Genomic DNA, 1,011 nt, shown 5'->3' on the forward strand with positions numbered 1-1,011 from the left:
CGAGATTGCGGGCCACGTGGGCCCAGCACAGTTGCCGCTGGTCGGCGTCGATAAACCGGTAGCCGGCGTACTGGTCGGTCACCAGCACCCCGTCAAACTCGGCGCCCAGCAGCCGCTTGGCCGCCTCCTGACCACGGCCATAGGCCGTCATGAAGCAGACGGCTATCTTGCTCAGCGCCAGCCACATCCAGCGGCGCTCTCCACCCCGCTGATGCCGGGTCTCATCGGCATGAACGTGGGTGGCCGTCTGCACCTGCTGCTTGATGGCCTGGTAGGTCGGGGTGAGCATGGCACTCACCCGCCCCTGCGCCTCACTGATGGCGCCCCGGCTAAAACTCAGGCCGAAATGCTGTTTGAGCTGCTGCTGTATCTGGCTGACGCTCTGGTGAAACTGGCCGCTTTGCAGCGCGATGTAGCTGAGCAGATTGGCCCCCATCTGGCTGCTGCTGACGTTGTCTGGCAGTGCGGCCTGGGTCGTGCCGATACACCGTGAGCAGGTCGCACGATACAGTTGGTGTTCGGTGACGAGATAGCTCACCTCGGGCAGCTCGAACACCTGATGAACCTGATAGGGTTTGGCATGGGCCACCATGTCCCCGCCACAGCAAGCGCAATCGGCGGCAGGGTAATGCGGGACCAGGGTCAGGCGGGCATCAAGCGGATGCCGCTCGCGGCGATGTCCCTTGTGACCGGGCTGCGCCCCCCGTTGCTTGCCGGACGCCGGACGCTTGCGGGCCGGCGGCGGTGCACCGGGGCCGTCGCTGGAAGGCGGCTTGGAGGAGTTGCCGCTGTGCTGATTGAGGCGGTCCTCCAGCTCGGCGATGCGGTCGAGGAGCTTATAAATCAGCTCGTTGGCCTGCTCCAGAGTGGTGGGCATTCCCGCGGAATGCATGGTGTTTTTGCTCATGGGGGGAGCGTATCTAAGGAGCAGGATCAAGCAAGCAGGAAAGTGGGATCAAGAGACGATCGTCTCATTTTTCCTGTGTCAATACTGTTCCGGTGAATACTTAC

Annotated in this window: 1 pseudogene; it reads right to left on the reverse strand. The window is 63.0% G+C overall.

Annotation, left to right across the window (positions count from 1 at the left end):
- A pseudogene (locus tag PG892_RS22335) lies at nt 1–907 on the reverse strand (IS66-like element ISKpn15 family transposase); the annotation flags it as partial.
- Nucleotides 908–1,011: the final 104 nt, after the last annotated feature.

Origin of the sequence: Aeromonas sp. QDB68, assembly GCF_027707405.1 — a bacterium.
Lineage (GTDB): Bacteria > Pseudomonadota > Gammaproteobacteria > Enterobacterales > Aeromonadaceae > Aeromonas > Aeromonas caviae.